At 72.0% G+C, this 18,889-nt stretch carries 12 protein-coding genes and 1 pseudogene; 4 read left to right on the top strand and 9 right to left on the bottom strand.

The window, feature by feature from the left end; genetic code table 11:
* Positions 1 to 25 precede the first annotated feature (25 nt).
* Positions 26 to 1,621, bottom strand: a complete 1,596-nt coding sequence (locus E1193_RS20285; protein ID WP_243707801.1) for an ABC transporter substrate-binding protein — start codon at positions 1,619 to 1,621, stop codon at positions 26 to 28.
* Between the two features lie 337 nt (positions 1,622 to 1,958).
* Here E1193_RS20285 and E1193_RS20280 point away from each other — a divergent pair, with 337 nt between their 5' ends.
* Entirely contained in the window at positions 1,959 to 3,875 is a 1,917-nt protein-coding gene (locus tag E1193_RS20280) for a cellulase family glycosylhydrolase (protein ID WP_243707800.1), read from the top strand.
* Between the two features lie 231 nt (positions 3,876 to 4,106).
* Here E1193_RS20280 and E1193_RS20275 read toward each other — a convergent pair whose 3' ends face one another.
* The 6 genes from E1193_RS20275 to E1193_RS20250 form a co-directional block, all read right to left on the bottom strand.
* Positions 4,107 to 6,806: a hypothetical protein gene (locus E1193_RS20275; RefSeq protein ID WP_132184763.1), complete on the bottom strand. Its 2,700-nt coding sequence runs from the start codon at positions 6,804 to 6,806 to the stop codon at positions 4,107 to 4,109.
* Positions 6,807 to 6,815: 9 nt separating this feature from the next.
* The gene (locus tag E1193_RS20270) at positions 6,816 to 7,694 is read right to left on the bottom strand and encodes a carbohydrate ABC transporter permease (protein ID WP_243707799.1); all 879 of its coding nucleotides are present in this window, start codon (positions 7,692 to 7,694) and stop codon (positions 6,816 to 6,818) included.
* Positions 7,691 to 8,644, bottom strand: a complete 954-nt coding sequence (locus tag E1193_RS20265) for a sugar ABC transporter permease (protein ID WP_207922776.1) — start codon at positions 8,642 to 8,644, stop codon at positions 7,691 to 7,693. The genes E1193_RS20270 and E1193_RS20265 overlap by 4 nt, the downstream gene beginning before the upstream one ends.
* A gap of 77 nt (positions 8,645 to 8,721) precedes the next feature.
* Positions 8,722 to 10,032 (bottom strand): ABC transporter substrate-binding protein, encoded by a 1,311-nt coding sequence (locus E1193_RS20260; protein ID WP_132184762.1) that lies wholly within the window; start codon positions 10,030 to 10,032, stop codon positions 8,722 to 8,724.
* A gap of 51 nt (positions 10,033 to 10,083) precedes the next feature.
* A complete protein-coding gene (locus tag E1193_RS20255) occupies positions 10,084 to 12,195 on the bottom strand; it encodes a glycoside hydrolase family 36 protein (protein WP_243707798.1) in 2,112 nt (703 codons plus the stop codon).
* Positions 12,196 to 12,532: 337 nt separating this feature from the next.
* A complete protein-coding gene (locus tag E1193_RS20250; RefSeq protein ID WP_243707797.1) occupies positions 12,533 to 13,516 on the bottom strand; it encodes a substrate-binding domain-containing protein in 984 nt (327 codons plus the stop codon).
* A 160-nt stretch (positions 13,517 to 13,676) separates the two neighbouring features.
* Between E1193_RS20250 and E1193_RS20245 the strand changes: the two genes are divergently transcribed.
* The gene (locus E1193_RS20245) at positions 13,677 to 14,279 is read left to right on the top strand and encodes a DUF4334 domain-containing protein (protein ID WP_243707796.1); all 603 of its coding nucleotides are present in this window, start codon (positions 13,677 to 13,679) and stop codon (positions 14,277 to 14,279) included.
* On the opposite strand, the gene E1193_RS20240 is transcribed toward E1193_RS20245, so the two are convergent.
* Together E1193_RS20240 and E1193_RS20235 are read right to left on the bottom strand one after the other, a co-directional pair.
* Positions 14,264 to 16,093 carry a long-chain fatty acid--CoA ligase gene (locus tag E1193_RS20240; RefSeq protein ID WP_132184764.1) on the bottom strand — a complete coding sequence of 610 codons (1,830 nt, stop codon included), beginning with the start codon at positions 16,091 to 16,093 and terminating at the stop codon, positions 14,264 to 14,266. The two genes, E1193_RS20245 and E1193_RS20240, sit on opposite strands and share 16 nt — an antisense overlap.
* Before the next feature lie 190 nt (positions 16,094 to 16,283).
* Positions 16,284 to 17,413, bottom strand: a pseudogene (locus E1193_RS20235) (epoxide hydrolase family protein).
* Between the two features lie 81 nt (positions 17,414 to 17,494).
* Between E1193_RS20235 and E1193_RS20230 the strand changes: the two are divergent.
* Positions 17,495 to 18,505, top strand: a complete 1,011-nt coding sequence (locus E1193_RS20230) for a YafY family protein (protein WP_207922775.1) — start codon at positions 17,495 to 17,497, stop codon at positions 18,503 to 18,505.
* A 79-nt stretch (positions 18,506 to 18,584) separates the two neighbouring features.
* Positions 18,585 to 18,889, top strand: a 305-nt coding sequence (locus E1193_RS20225; RefSeq protein ID WP_207922774.1) for a hypothetical protein, incomplete at its 3' end; no start/stop codon positions are given.

Here is an 18,889-nt window from a genome sequence, read left to right as displayed (position 1 = left end):
GGGGTGGGGGTGGGGGCGGTCGCGGTCACGACGTCCTGGTCCAGGTGTGGATGTTCCACCAGAGGCTGTTCGCCACGTCGTGCTCGTGCGGCTCGACCCGGGGCGTCACCCCCGCGACGGCGTCCTTCACCACGTAGGTGTGCTGGAGGTAGGTGAGGAACACCCACGGCACGTCGGTGGCGAGCTGCTGCTGGAAGGTGGCGTAGGCGGCCTTGCGGGCGGCCGGGTCGGCGCTGTCGCGGCCGTCCTGCAACGCCTTGTCCACCACCGGTGACCGGTAGGAGCCGGGGTTGAAGAAGCCCTGGCCGGCGAAGGCGGAACCGAACAGCTTGAAGGAGACGAAGTCCGGGTCGTACGGGGTGCCGTAGCCCATGATCAGCGCGTCGGTGCCCATCCGCGGGGTGATCGCGTCCCAGGTGAGGCCCTCGGGGGTCACCTTGATGCCGACCTTCCTGGCGTCGGCGGTGACGGCGAGGGCGAGCTCCTTGCGCAGGCTGTCGGTGGCCGGGTACATGAGGGTGAACGCCGCCGGGCGGCCGTCCTTGACCCGGATGCCGTCCGGGCCGGGCCGCCAGCCGGCGGCGTCGAGGGCGGCGGTGGCGGCGGCCGGGTCGGCGGACGCGGTGCCGGCGGTCGCCGGCGCGGCGAACTCCGACGAGGGCGGAACCGGCCCGAACGCCGGCTCCCCCGCCCCGCCGAGCACGCCGGTGACCATCGCCTGGCGGTCCACCGCCGCGGTCAGCGCTCGGCGCACCGCCACGTCCGCGGTGACCGGGTTGCCCATCGGCAGCATCACGCCGCGGTAGTCGGCGGTGGGCACCCGCTCGACCCGGTAACCGGCCTGGCGGTCGAAGCCGACGGCCAGCTTCGGCGCCAGCTCGGCGGCGTCGAACTCCCCGGCCCGCATCCGCTGGGCGCGGACGTTGTCGTCGGCGACGAAGGCCACCACGACTCCGGAGTTGGCGGGCCGGCCGCCCCAGTACGTCTCGTTGGCGGCGAGGACGAGCCGGTCACCCGGCGTCCACGACGTCACCCGGTACGGGCCGGTGCCCACCGGCTTGCGGTTGAACCCGGCCTTGTTGACGTCCTGCCCGGCCAGCGCCTCGGCCGGCACGATGCCCAGCGTGAGCCGTTGCAGGAACGGCGCGTAGGCGTACCTCAGGGTGAACACCACGGTGGACGGATCCGGGGCGGTGACCGAGGCGAGCATGTCCAGGTCGGACCGGAGCGTGGAGTCGACCTTCGGGTCCAGCACGGCCTGGTAGGTGAAGACCACGTCCTGGGCGGTCAGCGGGCTGCCGTCGTGGAAGCGCACGCCCTCGCGCAGGGCCGCCGTGACGGTCCGCCCGTCCGGCGACACGGCCGGCAGTTCCCGGGCCAGCGCCGGGACGAGCTGGTTGCGGGCGTCGCGGGCGACGAGACCGTCGAAGATCAGCGATCCGCCGTCGACGCCGTAGTTCAGCACCGGGTTGAGCGTGTCCGGCTCGCCGGCGGTGGCGACCACGAGGGTGCGGGCGCCGCCGCCCGTGGCGGAGGTTGCCGTCGGGGACGAGCAGCCGGTCGCGATCAGCAGAGCGGCGCCGACCAGGCTCGCCGTGCGGGTGGGCAGAGGGGTACCCATCAGATGCTCCCGTGAGTGGTGGGGTGGTGCGGCGGCGGGTTGGCCGCCCCGGCCCGGGTGGCGCCGGCGGCTCGGAGTTTGATCACCTGGTGCCAGGATTACGTAGTTGCCAGAGATTTGCAACAAGCCGTCGAGCCGCGCCGGTGGAACCGGCCGTCCGTCGCCGGCGCACCGCCCTGCCGCCGGACGCCGGCGGCCGCCGATTGACACACCCGGAGTGCCCAGTCAGTGCCGCAGCGTGCGCGAAAGGGCGGGGCGCGTGCGCCCACCACCTCGGCCCCGCCGACTACGGAGCGGTGCGGGCCCCAGCGCACCGCTCATGCATTAGCATCCATCCATGGGTGCTTCGCGAGCAGTCTTCACGTTTCTGGGAGCGGCGGGTCTGGCCCTCGCCCTGACAACATCCGCCGGCGCCGCGGTCCCGGCGGCCGCACCGACCACCACCACCTCGGGCGGTGCCGCCGTCGCGGTCACCCCGCGCCCCGCCCTCGGCGGGGTGTTCCGAGACGAGCGGGGCCGCGAGGTCGTCCTGCGCGGCTTCAACGTCTCGGGCAGCACCAAGCTGTACGAGAACAACCTCCTGCCGTTCCGCAGCCGCGCCGACGCCGCGGTGTCCGCGCAGGCGATGCGGGACCTGACCGGGGCGAACACGATCCGCTTCCTGATCGCCTGGGAGGGGGTCCAACCGGCTCCGGACCGGATCGACACCGGCTACCTGGACCGGGCGGTCGAGCAGATCCGCGAGTTCACCGACCGTGGCTTCTACGTCCTGCTCGACTACCACCAGGATCTCTACTCCGCGCACCTGTTCCACCGCGACAGCTGGTACACCGGCGACGGCGCACCCGCCTGGGTGATCCGGGCCGGCGGCTATCCCCGCGAGTCCTGCGGGATCTGCTTCCTGTGGGGGCAGAACATGATGAACAACGCCGCCGTGCGCCAGGCGATGGCCGACTTCTGGCGCAACCGGGCCCTGCGCACGGAGGCCGGCACGGTCGGCGTACAGGACGCGTTCCTCACCCAGGCGACGGCGGCCATGCGGCATCTCGCGCAGCGCCTGCCGGCCGCGTCGTTCCGCAACATCGTCGGGTTCGACCCGTTCAACGAGCCCTTCGACGGGGGCGTGGAGAGCCGATCCGGCGCGGAGTGGGAACGCACCTACCTGCTGCCGTTCTACCAGCGCTTCCGCGCGGCGATGGACACCGCCGGCTGGGCGGCGAAACCAGCCTTCGTCGAGCCCCTGGTCTTCTGGAACACCGGCTTCTTCGAGCAGGGCGGGCTGCCGGACGCCCCGCCGCTCGGCGAGCGCTTCGTGTTCAACAGCCACTACTACGACGGCGCCCGGATCACACTGGACCCCTCCCCCGCCACCGACGGCACGTACGCGGCGGCGATGAACCGGATCCGGAACCGGGCCGGCGACCTGGCCACGGCGCCGTTCGTCTCCGAGTTCGGCAACAAGCTCTCCGGCCACGGCAGCGACCGCACCCCCTGGATGCTGCGCGCGATGTACCAGGGCATGGACGCCGGGGTGGCCGGGGCCCGGTGGTGGACCGACCCGCGCGCGGGCGGGGCGGTGCTGTCGGGCACCCAGTGGCAGTGGGACATCTACCACGACCGACACCACGAGCTGATGAACGGCAACCCGGACAGGGTGCAGACCGACGGTGACGCCTGGAACGACGAGGACCACTCGGTCGTCAAGATGGACGACGCCGGGACCGTGACGCTCCGGCTGGACCGGCGGCTGCTCGACCGGCTCTACCCGAGCGCGGTGGCCGGCGACACCCTCGCCTTCGCCTACGAGGACCTGGCCCGCTCCGGCTACGGCGGCGCCGGCCAACAGCGCGCCTGGCTGACTCCGCCGGCGACCATGCCGGCGGTGTCGGCGCTGGTCGCCGGCCGGCAGTACGGGGTGCTGGTCTGGCGTCAGCCGGCCACCCGCCCGGCCGGCCCCACCGAGCTGCACCTGCCCGCCTCGTTCCCGGCCGCCGGCACCGCCGTGGTGAGCGACGTCGCGACCCTGCACGGCATCCCCGCCGCCGGGCCGGTGTCGGTCGCCCGGGAGGTCGGCGCGCGTTCCGCGCAGCGTCTGCTGGTCGACGCCGCCGACACCCCTGCCGGCACGGTGCACGTCGCACTCGTGGTCGGTGCCACGTCCGGCGCACCGGTGACCGCCGAGCAGCTCGCCGCGGCCCGCTCGGAACTGCTGCGCTGGCGGGACGCCACGTTCGGTCCCACGGCCCGCCGGTAGCCGCCCACCCGCCCGTCCGGGGGGCGCCCGGCCGTGCCACGGGGGCCCGCCCCGCCGTGGCATGCTTGGGCCGCCTCCTCGCCGGACACGAGGGAACTCCACGTGGACGCACCGGTCGGCCCCATCGGGCGCGGCGGCACCCGGCTCCGGGTACGGAAGCCGGGTGCCGCCGTTTCACGGCCTGCGCCTGCTGGACAGGCCGCGGACGGGTCGGCCCTCAGACCGGCCGGTTCACCGGGGCACGGTGGTCGGCGAACCGAGGGTGACCGGGGCGATGGTGATCTTGTCGATGTCGGGGGCGTAGGCGTCCGGGTTACCGAAGACCAGCGGGCCGTCGGCGGTGGAGAGCGTCACCGGGATGGTGCGCTCCAGGAAGCTGTGCCACGCGTAGGTGTAACGGAAGTAGGCGTGCGTGCTGCCACCGCCGGTCTCCGTGACGTTCAGCCGACGGTCGATGACCTGCGGGTTGTAGTCGTGGCTGCCGCCGAGTTCGGCGTTGGCGTAGGTGACGGCGATGTCGTAGTCGCCGGGCCGGTCGAAACCGGGCCGGCGCGGCACCTCGAAGGTGTTGGCGGCGCCGTTGCCGACGTGCCCCAGGCCGGCCAGCCCGGAGGCGTTGCTGCCCGACGCCTCGGTGTAGCGGGCAACGCTGACGGCACCCCGGCGGATGACGTTCTCCGCCTCGACCGTGACCGCGGCGGTGTCGGCCCCGGCGGCCCGGGTGGTGGTCAACCGCTGGAGCAGGATCCCCTTGGTCGAGCGGACCTCGACCTCGTTGATGCCCTGGCTGAGGTGCAGGCGCACAGTGGAGCGCCAGCTGCCGCGGCGGGGTGCGACGACCGTGGCCACCCGGCGACCGTTGACCGTGACCTCGGCGGCCGTGGCGGCGGTGCTGCGGAAGTCGAGACTCAGGTCGTGATAGCCGGTCTCCCACGCGTGAACGTACGCGTCGGCGCGCGCGCCCGCCCCACGGATGTCGGCGTGCCCGCGGGCCCCGGGGCTGCGGTAGGTGAGCCGTGCGCCGCCGGCGAAGCGCAGGGTCGAGGCCGGATAGCTGGTGGGCTCGCCGTCGGTGACGTCGGTGAGCAGGAACTTGTCCAGGGTGATGTCGGCGTTCGGCAGCAGGGAGACGCCGTCCAGGCTGGCCCGCAGCGACAGCGTGTGCCGGCCCGCGGTCAGCGGGATGGTCACCTCGGCGCTGCCCCGGTACTGCCACTTCTGGTACGAGGTGAGGGCCAGGTTGGCGGTGTACTGCACGATCGTGGGGTCGGCGTCGTCGACGAAGAGCGCGTGGCGGCCCGGGACGCCGGGGGCTCCGCCGATGACCTGGAAGCGGTAGCGGCCGGTGCGCGGGACGGTGACCGACCACTCGGCCCTCGATGTCGGCCGGTTGAAGGAGCCGACGTCGCGGCCGCCGGAGGCGAGGAACTTCCAGCCGCCACCGGCCTTCGGGTCCTGGTCGTAGACGGTGGCCGAGGTGAGGGTGGTGTGCTCGGCCTCGGAGCTGGCCGTCCAGACGGCGCCGGTCGCGAGGGTGCGGTCCTGCTCGGGAGTGATGAGCACCTGGTAGGCGGCGTACCGGTCGTAGGTGGGCACGTCGAGGTTGACCGTACCCCGGTCGAGCCGGACACCGTCGAGGACCTTGACGACGGACGGGGTGCCGGAGACGCCCTCCGCGCCGGACAGGGTGATCTCGCGGACCTCGACGTCGACGCGCGAGCCGAAGACGCGGTGGTCCAGACCGGACAGGCGCAGCGACACCGGATTGCCGCCGCCGCCGTACAGGACGGTGGCCCGCTTGTTGGCGACGTCGATGGCGCCGACGCCCTGGAGGGTGTCGACGGCGTTGAGGGCCGGTGGCGTGACGGCGACGGTCTGCGACCCCTCCAGGTCGCCGTACCACTTGAACATCCACCAGCCGGCGTTCGCGGCGTTGGCACGGGCGCTGTTGTCGCTGAGGTTCCCGGCGTAGTTCCAGTACGCGGTCTGCCCGTCGATCTTCAGGTCCTCCATGATGGACAACCACTGGATCAGCTGCCCGGGGGTGCCCATGTCGCGCAGCATCCCCCACTCGGTGATGTTGACGTGCATCGGGTCGAGCCCCAGGTCCTTCTCCAACCGCCGGTAGTCGGCGTAGTGGGAGCGGAAGGTACGCAGGTTGTCGATGCCCAGCTCGTGCCAGATGAACACGTCGGGCAGGACGGCGTTGGCCTTGGCGTAGCGCAGGAAGTCGGCGGAGCGTTCCGGCTGCCACCGGGTGTCGCCGGGGCCGCCGATGCGCGCGTGGCCGAGGCCGTGACGCGCGTAGACCTTCTGGATCGTGTCGTAGGTGGCCTTCCAGTCCGCCAGGAAGGTCTCCCGCAGCCCACCCCAGTCGCGGTACCAGTTGCCGCCGTCGGGCTCGTTGAAGGGGATGAACACGTAGTCGCGGGGGCGGGCCGAGGTGGTGGCGACCGCCTCGGTCACGAACTCCACGACCTCCAGGTAGTCCCAGACGCCGTTGGGCGTGACCGTGTACGTGCCGTCGGCCTGGTGGTAGGTGCGGCTGTCGCCGGGACGGCGACCACCGTGGTACGGCCAGTCCGGGTAGTAGTCCTGGACGTAGATGTACATGTCCTTGCCGTGCTTGCGGAAGAAGCCGTCCTCGACCTTGATCGCGTCACCGCTGGGGTGCTGGGTGCCGTACGGCGCCTTCTGCGAGGTGTTGGTGATGTGCGCCCCGTTGATCAGCGCCTGGGTGGGGGCCCCGTCGTCGCCGAAACCGTAGAGCGTGCCCGTCGCACCGCCGCGGAACGCGCCCGTGGTGCGGGCGAAGTCCACGGCGAGCACGTCGCCGCTTTCGTTCGCGGCCCCGGCCGGTGGCGGCGCCAGGGCGGTGGCGGCCAGCGTGATGCCCGCCAGGGCGGCAGTGAGTCTCACGACTGTGTGCATGAACTCTCCCTACTTGACGGCACCGCTGGTGATGCCGGAGATGATCTTTCGTTGGGCGATGGCGAGCACGACGATCAACGGCAGGCTCATGAGGATCACGTAGGCGAAGATGAGGTGCCAGTTGTTGAGGTAGAGACCGGCGCTGGCGACGCGGAAGAGGTTGAGCGGCAGGGTGTCGTGCCGGCCGCCGATGACGAAGAAGGCATAGAAGACGTCGTTCCAGACGTACAGGCAGACGAGAATGGTCGCGGTGGCCAGCACCGGCCGTAGCAGCGGCAGGACGACGCGCCGGAACACGGTCAGCGGACTGGCGCCGTCGGTCTGGGCCGCCTCCTCCAGAGACGTCGGGATGGTGCGGACGAACCCGGTGACGAAGAAGATCACCGTGGACAGGTAGATGCCCAGGTAGACGCCGATCATCCCGACGACCGTGCCGGCGAGGCCGAGCTGGCGCAGCAGGAGCACCACGGTGACCACGGCGGGCGGCAGGATGATGCCGCTGATCGCGATGGCGTACAGAACCGCGGTGAGGCGGGTCGCCCGGCGGGCCAGCACCCAGGCGGCCATCGACCCGCAGAGGAGCACCCCGACCACGGTGGGCACGACGACCAGCAGGCTGCCGAGGAACGCGGCGGGGACGTCGGCGTCGGTCCAGACCTGGCGGAGATTGTCCCACAGTTGCCAGTCGTCGGGCCACGACAGGTCGGGGGTGATCGCCTCCCCCTGGGACTTGGCGGCGGTGACCAGGACGAGCCAGAGCGGGATGCCGATCAGGGTCACCACGAGAGCGGCGGCGACCACGGGTTGGAGCCGGGTCCAGATCCGCGCGTCGCTGATCCCGGTGCCCTGCCGTCCGGGGCGCGAACGGTGGGGTGCGCCGGCGGTCACAGGATCTCCTCCCGTTTGCGCAGCAGGTGGATGACGGGGAAGGCCATGAGGGCGACGAGCAGGAACAGCACCAGGCTCATGGTGGTGGCCTGTGCGAACAGGCCCTGCCCGAAGGTGCGGTAGATGAAGATGTTGAGGATCTCCGTGGTGCGGGCGGGGCCTCCGCCGGTGGTGGCCTGGACGATGTCGAAGCCGTTCATGGAGCCCAGCAGGGCGGTCGCGACGTTGAAGGTGACCGCGGGCGCGAGCAGCGGCGACCGGACCGCCCAGAAGGTACGCCAACGTGAGGCGCCGTCGATGCGGGCGGCCTCCATGACGTCCTCGGGAATCGTCTTGAGCCCGGCGAGGTAGATGAGCATCGACAGCCCCATCCACTTCCAGGAGTGGATGAGCGCGACCACCACGATGGTCCAGGTGTTGTCGGCGAGCCAGCCGTGGTCGAACGGCTGCCGCGCGACGGCGCTGATCAGCTGGTTGACACTGCCGTCGGGCTTGAGCAGCGCCTGGAAGAGGTAGCCGACGGCGAGGGCGGACATCAGCACGGGGATCAGGAAGAAGACCCGGGCGACGCGGTTGAGGCGGGTGTCGCGCTCGAGCAGGACGGCGAGGGCGAAGCCGAAGACGTTCTGGAAGACGGCCACCAGCGCCGCGTAGACGACGGTGATGCGCAGTGCGCTGAACAGGGTGCCGCTGGAGGCGAGGTCGACGAAGTTGTCGAAGCCGACCGGGTTGATCTCGCTCTTGAAGCCTGACCAGTCGGTGAAGGCGTAGACGAAGTTGAACAGGGTGGGCAGGACGAAGAAGACGAGCAGGATGGCGAACGCGGGCACGAGGAACCACATCGGATGCGTCCGCCGGTGGATGGTTCCCGTGGCGCGGCGCCCGGGGCGGGTCGATGGCGGTCGCGGACCGAGCCGGTCCGGCGCCGGCGCGTGTACTGCCGTGGGCATCGGGTGGTGGGCTCCTTGACTCCTGGCGTACGCAGGCGCGAGCCGGCGCCTGCGTACGCCGAGCGGTGCGCGACCGGCTAGAAGCCGGGCGCGCCTGCGGCCTTGGCCAGCTGAGTGAACTGGTCCTGGGTGGCCTTCGCGACCTGTTCCGGGGTGGTGGTGCCGGCGATCATGTCGGCGAGGTTGAGGAACAGGTCGGGGTTGGCGACGGCCTGCGCCTGCATGGAGCCGACCGATGCCGGCAGCGCGGCGTGCACGTCACGCAGGGCCTGGGGCACCCCGGCGGGGTCGGGTACGGCGGTCTGCAGGGACACCGTGTTGCGGTCGGCGAGGAAGTCCTGATAGCCCGGACCCATCCAGTACGCCAGCAGCTGCCGCGCCGCGGCCTCCCGCTTGGTGTCGCCGGTGGCGAAGGCGACCAGGGCGTTGGACTGGTCGGGAATGAAGGTGCCGACGTTGCCCGACGGGGAGATCGGGAAGAAGCCGATCTTCTTGTCGAGGGTCGCCGTGTCGGCCTTGGCCTGCAGTTGCCCGAAGAAGGAGTTGACCTGCACCACCATGGCGGCCTTGCCGTCGAGCAGCGCGGTGCCCTGGTCGTCGAAGGTGGCGGTCCTGATGTCGGCGTTGAACAGTCCCTCGTCGATCAGCGCCCGGTACTTCCTGATCGCACCGAGCACGGTCGGGTCGGTGAACTTCTCCTGTCCGGTGTTGATCCGCTCCCAGAGCCCGCTCTTGGCCGCGTCAGCGAGCTGAACCTGCACCCACCACTGGGTGGCCCAACGATCGGCGCCCATCTCGTAGAAGGGGGTGACGCCCTTGGCCTTGAGTTGGCGGGCCAGGGCGACCATCTCGTCGAAGTTCCTCGGTGGGGCGGTGACGCCGTGGGCGGCGAAGACCTCCCTGTTGTAGTAGACACCCTCGACCGCGGGGCTGGTGACCAGGGCGGCGTAGCGCGTGCCGTCGAGCAGCCCGGTGATGTCGCGCAGCTGAGGCGCCATCGACGGCAGCCACGGCGCGTCGGTGAGGGGTTGCAGGTTGCCCTTGGCGTTGATCGCGGTCAGCATCGACGCGGTGGGCTGCCAGAAGGCCAGGTCCGGCTTGTCACCGGTGGCGACCTTGGTCTGGATGCCCTGCTCGTACGGGTCGGGAATGGTGACCACCTCGACGGTGGCGCCGGTCGCGGCCCGGAAACCCTCGATGACCTTCTGCGGGACGGTGTTGCTGTTCTGCGCGGCCCAGATGGTCAGGGCGACGCCGTCGAGCCGGCCGGTGGGGTCGGGCCAGGAGACGGTGGTGTCGGCGGGGCCGTCGGCGGTGGGGTCGCTACAGGCGGCGAGGCCGAGTGTGAGCGCCGCCGCGACGGCGACGGTGCTGGTCCATCGCTTCATCGTGCTGAACCTTCTTTCGTGGTGGGGGACGAGCTGCCGGGAGGGGGCCGGTCAGGGTGTGGGTGCGTCGGTGGTGATGCGGAAGATCCGCGCGGTGAACGGCTCCGGGCAGGTGGGTGTCACGGTGAGCCTTCCGGTGGCGGACGCCCAGGTGCAGGTCCAGGGGGGCAGGTGGCGCGGATGCAGCAGCTCGACGGCGACCTGCTGACCGGCCAGGTGCGGCAGGCGCAGCGTGGCCGACCGGTCGGCGCCGTCGCGCCGCCACACCCCCAGGTAGGTGACGTCCCGGCGGCGCAGCGCGAGGCTGAGCCACGGGTCGCTCCAGGCGGGCAGGCCGAGCGGCCACAGCGGCACGGTGTCCGCCAGGTCGGTCCGGATGCCGCGGTACGCCTCGACAGCGTCCCGCACGGCCCGTAGCTGGTCGGGTCGCATGGCGTCCAGCCGGCCGGAGAGGTAGAGGCGGCCGAGCATGCCGGTGCACAGGGTGAAGGCGAGCTGCTCGTCGGGCATGTCCGGTTGGGGATACGCCCAGTTGGCGGACTGTTCCGGTAGGACGGACATCGGCGCCGCGACGGCGATCGGCGGGTAGTGCCGGTAGTCCTGCTGATCGCTGGTCGACTGGAGTTGCATCCGGGACAGCAGGGCGTAGTCCATACGCATGCCGCCGGAGGCGCAGTTCTCCAGGATCAGGTCGGGGTGGCGGTGGTGCAGCCGGTCCAACCAGGCCAGGTGTGCACGGTTGTGGGCCAGCAGGCCGGCGCCGACGCTGTCGACGTCCAGATCGGTGCCGGCGCCGGGGTCGATGTTGTAGTCGAGTTTGAGGTAGCCGACGCCGAGTTGCTCGACCAGCCGGTCGACGACCTCGTCGAGATGGGCGGCCGCGGCGGGGTGACGCATATCGAGGTGGTAGCGGTCGTGTTCGACCAACCGGACGCCACCACGTTGCAGGAACGCCTCCGGCGGGAGCTTGTCCGCCATCGGGCTGCGTACCCCGATCACCTCGGGTTCCAGCCAGAGACCCGGGACCATGTCGCGGTCCCGGATGCGGGTCAGCACCTCCTCGATGCCGTGGGGGAAGCGGATCTGCGACGGCTGCCACTCGCCGACGCTGTCCCACCAGGTGAGGTCGTTGTCGTACCAGCCGGCGTCGACACAGAAGACCTCGGCCCCGGCGTCGGCCGCCGCGTCGACCAGCGGCAGCAGCTTCGCCGTGGTCGGGTCTCCCATCAGCGTGTTCATGTAGTCGTTGAAGACCACGGGCAGCGTCGACCGGTCGCGGTGCGGGCGGACCAGAGTCCGCCGGTGGCCGGTGAGGGCGGCGACCGCACCGTCCAGACCGGCGGAGGAGACGGCGACCGACACCGGCACGGTGGTGAAGGAGTCGCCCGGCCGCAGCGGCTGCTGCCACTGGTGGTCGATGTCGGTCGGGCCGAGCAGCGCGACGTACGCCCCGTCGAGCCGTTCGCCGACCTCCCACCGCCAGGGCCCGTTGTGCTCGATCTGCCACAGCCAGGCGTGCCCGCTGTCCCGGTCGACGATGCCGCCGGTGGGCAGGTGTGCGCCGGTGGACCAGGTTCCGGTGCTGACCACGGCGAACCGGCCGCGACCGTCCTGGCCGTGCATCGCCAGGTTGAGGTCGGCGGTGACGGTGTCGCGCAGCGGGTGGCGGGTCCAGCGGCCCTCGCCGAGCCACTCGCTGTCTCCGCGGACCAGGTCGATGTTCTCCATCGGGTGGCCGAGGAACCCGGCGGCGAAGGACGTGACCCCGAGCAGCGGCAGCGGTTGCGTGCCGTGGTTGGTCACGGTGGCGCGCACCTGCACGGCGCTGGTTCCGTCGGCCGAGCGGAACACGGTTCGTGCCAGCAGGCCGGTCTGTTCGTCGCGCAGGTCGACGCGGAGTTCGTGCCACCGCCCGTCGCGCCGCTGCTGGCTGCCGGCGTAGACCATCCGCCGGCCGACGGCGGTCTCGGAGAAGCGTTGCGAGACCCGGGCCCGGCCGGCGCCGGCGACCAGCAGTTCCACCAACGGTTGGGTGCCCCGGGTGTGGTGTCGCCGGTCGCCGTCGGACAGAGCCCGGACGGCGACGGGGCCGTCGCCGGAGATGTCGATGGTCAACTGCAACGCCCGGTGTCCCCACACCAGACTGGTGTCGCGCCAGCTCACTGCCTGCTCCTGTCGTTGGTCTAACTCGTGGCTGCGTGCCGGGCTGTCGGGGTCGGGCTCCGGTGGCGGCAGCCGCGGGTGCCGCCGGTGCCGGTCGCGTGGTGGGCGGCTCGGGTGCTCGTCGGTGTCATGGCCGTCGCTCGCGTCTCCTTCGCGGTCGCGCTGGCGTGCGGGAGCGGGCGGCGCCGGGGCGACATGCCCGTGGTGGTTCCGCAGAAGGGCCGGGCTCTCTCAGGCCGGACCAGAAAGTGAGGGCTACATCTGGCGTGAGGACGAGTGTGACCGGTCACACGGCGCGTCGGAAGTGGTCGTTACAGTTCTGTTACCAACAGGTGTCCTACCGCCCGCGTGGCGGCGCGGTCGACTCCCGGATCACCAGGCGGGGCGCCTCCGGCGTCACCGCGGGCGGGACGACACCGGTCAGCTCGGGGACGAGCGCCGCCAGGCAGGCCCGGCCCAGGCCCGCGAAATCCATCCGCACCGTCGTCAACGCGGGCGTCCAGTAGGCCACCCCGGGAACGTCGTCGAAGCCCACGATGCTCACGTCGCCCGGCACGTCGCGACCCGCCTCGTACAGCGCCCGGCGCACCGCGAGCGCCGTGTCGTCGTTGCCGCACAGGATCGCCGTGACGTCCCCGTCCGCCGCCAGCCGCCGGCCCGCCAGGTACGCCGAGCGGGGATCCCAGTCGGCCGACAGGATTCCCGGCACCGCGGCACCGGCCGCCTCAAGCGCGCCACGCCACCCCGCCCGGCGCGCGCTCGCGACCGTCTCGGAGGGGATGGCGACGTGGTGGACCGTGCGGTGCCCCAACGACAGCAGGTGCCGCGTGGCGTCGGCCGCTGCCTGCCGCTCGTCCAAAAAGACCATGGCGCGCTCGCTGCCCGGCACCCCACCGGCCTCCGTCGCCGCGACCGCGGGCACGTCCGGCGGCAACGCCCGCAGCACGTTGGCGCCGGCCGGATCGAAGGCGACCACCACGACGCTGCCCGCGCTGGGGTCGCTGACGTACTCGACGGCGTGGCGCACGTCGACGTCCCGGTCCGACTCGACCACCCGGACACCGACGGCCAGTCCGGCCAGCCGGGCGGCCTCCTCGACGCCCTGCAACGTGCTGGCGTACCCGTACAGCATGGTGTTCGCGGTCACCACGGTCACCGCGTTCGCCCGTCCCAAGCCGAGCGCCCGGGCTGCCCGGTTCGGCCGGTACTGCAGCCGGTCGATGGCATCGAGCACCAGCCGGCGGGTTTCCGGCCGTACCCTGGGGGAATCGTTGAGCACCCGCGACACCGTCTGGTAGGAAACCCCCGCCGCGGCCGCCACGTCACGGATACTCGGAACGGCATCCCGCCGCTGCCGGGCCGGCCTGCCGGAAGACGGTCGCATCACGGCACCAGCATGATCGGTCACCGTGCGCAGGTCAAAAGCCCGCCATCCCCCGCTCTACCGGACGAACGGCGCGCCCGACCAAGGAGTTGCCACCGTGACCGCCGACCATCCACACCGATCGACGCTCGACGGCCTGCGGGCGAAGCGGGACATCCGGCTCGCCCTACGGTACTTCGACTCTCTTGCTCCGGTGACGGTCGCCGGGCTGCTGGGCCGGTGGCGCGGCACCGGGCTGGAGACCCGCCACCCGCTGGACGGGCTGCTGGAAAGTTCCGGCTGGTACGGCAAACGGTTCGAGACTGCCGAGGACGCTCACCCGCTGCTGTTCCGCACGGGCGGCGGGGGTGTGGCCAGCCTCAACCCCGCGTTGATCCCGCTGGGGCCACTGCTGCGCTTCCCTCGACTGGCCCACCTGCCCCTCGCGGCGAGGGCGTTCGGGCTGGTCCGGCCGTTGCTGACCACGACGAGGCCGACGGCCCGGCTGCGGATGACCGAATACCGCGGCGTCGTGACCGCCACCATGTGCTACGACACGCTTCCCGTCCACGATGTGTTTCGCAGGATCGACGACGACACGCTCCTCGGCGCGATGGACATGCGCGGCTGCCCCCACCCCTTCATGTTCGTCCTCACCCGCGACGGCACCCGGTGTGGACCGCACGAGGCGAACCCGTGGCCGCGTCAGTGGCCCCGGTAGAGGGCGTCGACGTCGGCGGCGTACCGCTCGACGACGACGTTCCGCTTGATCTTGAGGGTGGGGGTGAGTTCCCCGGCTTCCTCGGTGAAGTCCTCGGGCAGGATTCGGAATGTCTTGATCTGCTGCGCCCTGGCCACCATCTCGTTGGCCCGGTCGACCGCGGTCTGCACCTCCCGGCGCAGTTCCGGGCTGTCCCGCAGCTCGGCGACGGAGGCGTCCGGCCGGCGGTGCGCGGCCCGCCAGCGCACCCAGGTCTGCGGATCGATGGTGACCAGCGCGGCCGGGTAGGGCCGGCCGTCACCGACCACCAGGCACTGGCTGACCAGCGGATGGGCGCGGACGGCCTCCTCCATCGGGGCGGGGACGAGGTTCTCGCCCGACGCGGTGATGATGATCTCCTTCTTGCGGCCGGTGATGCGCAGCCAACCGTCGTCCCATCTGCCCAGGTCACCGGTGTGCAGCCAGCCGTCGGCGGTGAACGCCGCCCGGGTGGCGTCCGGGTTGTTCCAGTAGCCGGGGAAGACCACGTCGCCCCGGGCGAGGATCTCCCCGTCGTCGGCGACGCGCAGCTCCACGCCGGGCAGCGGCCGACCCACGGTGCCGATCCGTTGGGCGGACGGCAGGTTCGCCGTCAACGCCGGTGACGTCTCCGTCAGCCCGTACCCTTCCAGCACGGTGATTCCGGCCCCACGGTAGAAGTGCCCCAGCCGCTCGCCGAACGGTGCGCCGCCGACGATCGCCGTCCGGCACCGTCCGCCCAACGCCGCCCGGATCTTCCGGTACACCAGCAGGTCGCACACGGCATGTGCCAACCGGAGCGGAAGGCCGGGGCCACGGAGGGTGTCGCGGGCGCGGCTGTGGCGCTCCGCCACCCGCGCGGCCAGCGTGAACAACCGACCCCGGTGCGCGTCGGCGGCCTTGTCCCGCGCCCGGTTGTACATCTTCTCGAAGACGCGTGGCACCGCGAGGATGAACGTCGGTCGGTAGGTACGCAGCTGGTCGAGGACGCCGGTGACGTCGGCGCTGTGCAGCAACGTGGCGCGGGTCTGCACCATGCCCACCTGGATGAGCCGGGCGAACGCGTGCGCCAACGGCAGGAACAGCACCGTCGACGCCCCCGGGTGCAGAATCGACGACAGTCCGGCGACGGCGGCGGTGACGTCGCAGTGGATGTTGCGGTGGGTCAGCACACATCCCTTGGGCCGGCCCGTCGTACCGCTGGTGTAGACGATCGTCGCCATGTCCCCGCCGGTCACCCGGGCACGCCGGGCCTCCACCCGCGTGTCGTCGACGGCCCGACCCTGCCCGGCGAGGGCGATCAGGTCACCGGCGTCGATCTGCCAGACCTCACGCAGCTCCGGCAGGTCCGGCCGCAGGCCGGCGAGCATCTCCGCGTGGCCGGGTTGTTCGACCACGCAGCCCGTCGCGCCGGAGTCCGCCAGAATCCAGCCGACCTGGTCCGGGCTGGCGGTGTCGTAGATCGGCACGGTCACCGCGCCGATCGCCCACAGCGCGTAGTCGACGAGCGTCCACTCGTAGCGGGTGCGGCTGAGTAGGGCGACCCGGTCACCGTGCTGCACGCCGGCGGCGAGGAAGCCACGGGCCAGCACCAGCACGTCGTCCCGGAACTGCTCGCACGTCACCGGCAGCGCGCTGCCGTGGACCGGCCGTCGTGCCGGCCACGCCCGGGACACCGGCGCCGGGCGGACGAACTGCACCGCGCCGGGATCCTCCCGGGCGTTGATCCACACCTGCTCGGCCAGGCCCGGCGTCCCGGATCCGACGGGCGCAATCGCCGCCGCCACGTCCTGCATCGTCATCCCCCTCGCCGCCCGCGGCACAGGCCGGACCGCCGTACGGGTCTGCCACCATGGTGGCGGCCTCGTCGCGGGGGTTGCCGGAAATGGCGAAAATGCTCCCGGTCCGGACCGACGACGGGTAGTGCGCCCCAGCGCGCACCCGGGCAGCCCGTGGCTGGTGGGCCGGGTGCGCGCCGGGCCGGTCTCAGCGCAGCGTCCGGAAGAAGGCGCGCAGGTCGTCGACGAAGAGGGCGGGCTGCTCCATGGCGAAGAAGTGCCCGCCCCGGTCGTGCTCGGTCCAGCGCACGACGTGGTGGTCGCGCTCGGCGAGCCGGCGGACGGTGAGGTCCCGGGCCGTGGAGACCAGGACCCCGGTGGGTACACCGCTGGGACCGAACGCGTCGCTCCAGGCCGCGGCGGTGATGTCCTCGTAGTAGACCTGGGCGGCGGAGCCGCCCGTGCCGGTCAGCCAGTAGAGCGTGACGTTGGTGAGCAGGCGGTCGCGGTCCACGGCGTCGTCGGGCAGCCCGTCGTCGGAGTGGTCGGTGAGCCGCTGGAAGTGCTCCACGATCCAGGCGAGCTGGGCCGGCGAGTCTGCAGCCCGTACGCCAGGGTGTGCGGGGACTTCGCCTGGATCTGTAGATAGCCGTCGTTGTACTGTGCCATGCTCTCCAGCCGGCGCTGTTCGACCTCGGTGAGCCCGTCCAGTTCGCCCTCGGCCCCGCAGGGAAAGGTGAGCAGCGCGTTGACGTGCACCCCGATGACCCGGTCGGGGGCCTGCCGGCCGAGCGCCGGGGCGACCCAGGAGCCGGTGTCGCCACCCTGCACCCCGAAGCGGTCGTACCCGAGCCGGGCCATCAGCTGCCCGAGCGCCCCGGCCATCCGCTCGCTGCCCCAGCCGGGCCCGGCCAGGGGGGCGGAGAACCCGAACCCGGGCAGCGACGGAACCACCAGGTGGAACGCGTCACCGGGGTCGCCGCCGTGGGCCCGCGGGGCGGTCAGCGGGCCGAGGGTGTCGAGGAACTCGACGAACGAGCCCGGCCAGCCGTGCAGCAGCAGCAACGGCGTCGCGTCCGGCTCGGGTGAGCGGACGTGCAGGAAGTGCAGGGGCTGGCCGTCGACGTCGCTGACGAACTGCGGGATGTCGTTGAGCGCGGCCTCGTGGGTGCGCCAGTCGTACCCGGAGCGCCAGTATCCGACCAGCTCTCTCAGGTAGGACACGGGGACGCCGCGCTGCCAACCGACGTCTGGCAGCTCGGGCCAGCGGGTGGCGGTCAGCCGCGCCGCCAGGTCGTCCAGGTCGGCCTGCGGGATCGCGATACGGAAGGGGCGGATGTCGCCAGTGGTCGTCACGGCACCGACGTTAGGAGCCACTCAGGTCAGGATCGGTCCCAACCGTCTGGCAGTCTCGCCGCCATGGCGAGGTCCTCGGCGCGGCTGCTGCAGCTGCTGTCCCTGTTGCAGTCCCACCGCCACCGGTCGGGCGCGGAACTGGCCGACCGGCTCGGCGTCACCGTGCGCACGGTCCGTCGCGACGTGGACCGGCTCCGAGAGCTCGGCTACCCGGTGCACGCTAGCCAGGGCCGGGCCGGCTACCGGCTCGGCGCCGGGGCGTCCCTGCCGCCGCTGCTGCTCGACGACGACGAGGCGGTAGCGGTCGCGATCGGGTTGCGCACCGCCGCCGCCAGCGCGGTGACCGGCATCGACGAGACCGCCCTGGGAGCGTTGGCCAAGCTGGAGCAGGTCCTACCGGCCCGGCTGCGCCACCGGGTCGCGGCGGTGCAGCACGCCACCGTCCGTGCCGGGCACCCGGGGCCGACCGTCGGTCCGGACGTCCTGGCCACGATCTCCGCCGCCTGCTACCAGCGGGAGCGGCTACGGTTCGACTACACCGACCACCACGGCGGCCAATCGACCCGGCTGGTCGAGCCGCACACCCTGGTCAGCTTTGCCCGGCACTGGTACCTGCTGGCCTGGGACACCGGGCGCGCCGACTGGCGATGCTTCCGGGTCGACCGGCTCCGCCCCTGGACCCCGGCCGGCCCACGGTTCGTCCGTCGGGAGCCACCGGGCGGGGACGCGGTGGCGTACCTGGCGCGGCAACTGTCCGTCGGGCCGTGGGCGGTGCGGGCGAGCGTGACCATGCACGCACCGGCGTCCGTGGTGGCCGAGCGGCTCTGGCCCGGGATGGGCACGGTGCAGGCCGTCGACGCGACACGCTGTCTGCTGCACCTGGGTGCCGACACGCCCACGGACCTGGCATGGATGGTGGTGGTGATCGGCGTCGACTTCACCCTCACCGGGCCGCCCGAGTTGGTCGACGCGGTACGCGCGCTGAGCGACCGCTGCCGACGCGCGGTACCCCGCCCACCGAACCCGACGACAGGTCGCCTCGACGGGGCCGGCCTTGTCGGAGGAGCCGGCTGACGTGCGTGGCATGACCTGGTTTGCCCGAGCCGCGTCCGAGCAGTGTGGTGCGTGGCCTCGGCGGGCGAGAATGAACGGCATGGGCAGCACATCGTGGAACACGGTGCGGCGTACGGCCTGGGTGCTCGTCGCCATCGGCATCCTGGGTGTCGGATCGTGGGTCGTCACCAAGGCCCTCGGGGCGCGTTCCGACGCGACCTTCGACCAGTGGGTGGGGTGGGCCAATGTCCTGGCGCTGCCGGTCGGGGCCCTCGGCACCGCGCTGGTGCTTCTCGAGCGCGCCAGCCGCCAGGACCGATCCGGCGGTCCCGGAGCTGGGCGTCGGGCCGGTCCCGCCGGCCCGACGCCCCGTCCCCCCGGATCTGGCCTCGACAGTCCCGGAGG

Source organism: Micromonospora sp. KC606 (assembly GCF_004348675.1).
Lineage (GTDB): Bacteria > Actinomycetota > Actinomycetes > Mycobacteriales > Micromonosporaceae > Micromonospora.
This window is presented reverse-complemented; position numbering and strand designations above follow the sequence as displayed.